Annotated in this window: 3 protein-coding genes; 1 reads left to right on the top strand and 2 read right to left on the bottom strand. The window is 44.9% G+C overall.

Annotated elements, in window-relative coordinates; translation table 11 throughout:
* A partial coding sequence (gene pepV / locus WEIDD23_RS05375) for a dipeptidase PepV (RefSeq protein ID WP_062358839.1) occupies nt 1–1,401 on the bottom strand: 1,401 nt, incomplete at its 3' end.
* Between the two features lie 241 nt (nt 1,402–1,642).
* Here pepV and WEIDD23_RS05370 point away from each other — a divergent pair.
* Complete coding sequence (locus tag WEIDD23_RS05370) at nt 1,643–3,094, top strand: MFS transporter (protein ID WP_062358821.1); 1,452 nt, start codon at nt 1,643–1,645, stop codon at nt 3,092–3,094.
* 59 nt (nt 3,095–3,153) lie between these two features.
* Here the strand turns inward: WEIDD23_RS05370 and WEIDD23_RS14575 are convergent.
* Nucleotides 3,154–3,499 (bottom strand): NAD(P)H-hydrate dehydratase (locus WEIDD23_RS14575; RefSeq protein WP_278279469.1); only part of this gene is annotated, 346 nt, incomplete at its 5' end.

The following is a 3,499-nucleotide window of genomic DNA, read 5'->3' as shown; positions in this document are numbered from 1 at the left end:
TTCGTACATTGATTGTCCGAAAATAGCCATCGCACGTGTCAAATCTGATACTGGGTAGAATTCGTCGGCTTGGTGCATCGTGTCAGGCACGCCTTCAAACATTGCTCCAAAGGCAACACCACGCTTCAACAAACGTCCAAACGTACCACCACCGATAACTTGTTCACCGGCTGGCAAACCTGTTTGCTCACGGTAAACTTGCAACAACGTCTTAACTAGTGGATCATCACCAGGTACGTAGTGAGGCACTTGTGCGTGACCTTCTTGCTTAGCCGTTGCATCAAAGCCAGCTGGCAATGATGATGCTACGTGACCTTCAATTTCTTCAGCCGTTGTGTTTTGTGGGTAACGGAAGTTAGCATTTACAAAGCCATCTTCACCATCAGTAAAGCGTTGGATACCAACGTTCATTGACAAGTCGTGCATCAAATCGTCGTGCGTCTTCGCACCGATCTTCTCAGCAACCGTGTCATCGTGCAATTGCGTTCCCAAGAACGTCAAGAAGCCCTTAGCGTTACCGCCAAAGTCTTGGTCTTGCAAGAAGTTAGCCAAGTAAGTACCGGCGTTTTCACCAGTTTCAGGCATCGCACCGTGAACTTGCTTTCCATAGAAAGTAAACGTTACTTGGTTACCATCAACCTTAGCTTCACCCTTAACACGCTTTTCAGCGGCCAAGTAAGCATCCATAGCTGAAACCAAAGCAGCCATATCTGCAGCCTCAACAACGGCAACAGCAGTTCCAGGTACCATGTTTGGACGTGAACCAGCTGAGAATGAAACCAACTTCAATGAACCACCTTGCGTACCAGCAAAGCGCGTTACGATTGAAACGTTACCCTTCTCACCGTTGATAATTGGGAACTCAGCGTCAGGTGAGAATCCCATCGTTGGCATACCATACTCCTCAAAGAAGTCATCCATACCAGTCCAGTCAGACTCTTCATCAATTCCCATCACCAAAACTAGCTTGCGCTTCAAGTCCAAGTTCAAGTCCTTGATCATCTTCATTGCGTAGTAAGCCGTAAATGAAGGTCCCTTGTCGTCTGATGCACCACGCGCATACAAACGGCCGTCTTCGATAACTGGTGACCATGGATCCTTTGTCCAACCGTCACCAGCTGGCATAACATCCAAGTGACCAATAATGGCAACTGTTTCGTCAGCGTCTTCAGGTCCCAATTCTGCATAGGCAACCAAGTTCTTGTAGTTACCAACACGGAAACCGTCACGCTTTGCAAATTCTTCGAACTTAAGCAAAGCTTCCTTAGGACCTGGTCCCAAAGGTGCGTCCTCAGTCGCTGCCTCATCATCACGAACTGACTTGATGGCCAACATTTCCTTCAAGTCAGTCAACAATGCATCTTCATACTTCAATGCTTCTGCACGCCATTGCGTTGTCATATCTCATTGACCTCCACTGTCATATTGGTTGTAATTATACGCCATTTTGCAAATCTTTGCAGAATTTAATCATGATTTGCCTGGTCAACTTCCCTTTTGACAGTCTTATTTTCATCATAGAACAGCTAAAATGTGAACGCTTACAGAACGCTTTGTAAATTCCGGCTTTTTCGTATTTTTTAGTGATATTATGAGCATGCATTAAGCAATTACATTTCTATATTTTGAGGGGTTTGTTCTTATGGATGCAAATACGCAATCTGTTAAAAAGGACGAATTTGCTAAGTTGACATTAATGGACCGTATTGCCTATGGTTTGGGTGACTTTGCCCAAAACTTGGTTTTCGGTACTGTTGGTGGATTCTTGCTATTCTTCCTGACAACTGTTAACGGTATTTCAGCTGCGGCTGGTGCCACTATTTTCTTGGTCGTTCGTTGGATCAACGTTGTGTGGGATCCTTGGGTTGGTGCCACAGTCGATAAAGCACATCCTAAGGGTGGTAAGTACTTGCCATACCTTCGTAACTTCGGTATTCCGCTAGTTATCTTGGCTGCCTGCTTGTTCTTGCCAGTTGGTCAATGGTTCCCTGCTTTCAAGGTGCCATATGCCTTCTTGTCATATATGGCAACAGCCATGGTTTACTCATTCGTTAACATTCCATACGGTGCCTTGAACGCATCATTGACACGTGATAACGATGAAATTGCAAAGTTGACAACGGTTCGTATGACGTTGGCTAACATCGCAAACTTGTTGGTTTACACATGCTTCCCTATCTTCGTGCAATTGGCAACATCAGTTGACCGTTCATCAAAGGATATCGGAATGTTTGGTATCCACATGAACTTGGGTGACTACTCATCAGCACAATCTGCTGGTGCTTGGTTCAAGGTTTACGCCGTCTACATGGTCATCGGATTCATCGCTTTGATGGTAACGTATGCTAAGACGAAGGAACGTGTCTTGCCTGCTGAAGATGAGCCTGAAGTAAAGTACTCAGACTTGTTTGCTGAATTGAAGCGTAACAAGCCTTTGCGAATCTTGGGGTTGTTCTTCTTGGTCGGCTTTACATTTATGTTCTTCGGAAACACAGTATGGCCATTCTTCTTGCAATACAACATTGGTCACTCAGAATGGAACGGTTCAATCTCATTGCTTGGATCAATTCCTGGAATCTTCTTGGTCTTCCTTTGGCCTAAGATTCGTGCCAAGGTTGGTAAGAAGCAATTCTTTGCTTTGTTCCTAGCTATCTTCATGGTCGGATCAATTGTCTTGTGGATTTGGACGAAGTCACCTGAAAACATTGCTTTGGGTTACATCGGACGTTTCTTGCAACAATGGGGATTGACTTCAGCCACTGGATTCATGTGGTCATTGGTTCCTGAAGTTGTCTCATACGGTGAATACACTTCTGGTAAGCGTGTTGCCGGTATCATCAACGCCATCATGGGCTTGTTCTTCAAGATTGGTTTGGCTTTGGGTGGTATCATTCCTGGTTACATCAATGCCGCTACTGGCTTCGATGGTACTAAGAAGGTTCAATCTGCTGCTGCCTTGATGGGATTGCAATGGTCAATGATCTGGTTGCCAATTATCATGGCTGTGCTTGCCATCTTGGTCATCATGAAGTACCCATTGACTGACGAAGAAGTTAACAAGATGAACCACGAAATTGAGGCTCGTCACAAGTAATTTCAATTAGTTAATCAAAAATACCGCCACTCAATTGCGAGTGACGGTATTTTTTTCGTCTATAAGTTTGATTGAATGCGCGCCATGTAGTTTGGCAAAGAATCCGCAATAAACGTTGGCTTCACCACATAGCTATGTCCGGCCATTTCTTGAGCAATGGCTGAATGTGCGTACACTGCCGCCTCAACAGCTTTCGTTGTATTAGCCTTGAATTGACCGGCAAAACCAGCCACAATTCCAGCCAATACATCACCCATTCCCCCGGTCGCCTGGTAAGCCCCACCAATTTGCAGTTGCTTTTGCTCAGTCTCTGTATAAATTAGTGTGTGGTGCTGCTTAAGTACCAAGACGTTTAGGTTCAAAATCTGTCGTTGAACTTCATTCAACTGGTGATTATCTTGGTAA

The organism is Weissella sp. DD23, from assembly GCF_001579105.1.
Classification (GTDB): Bacteria; Bacillota; Bacilli; order Lactobacillales; family Lactobacillaceae; genus Weissella; species Weissella cibaria.
This window is presented reverse-complemented; position numbering and strand designations above follow the sequence as displayed.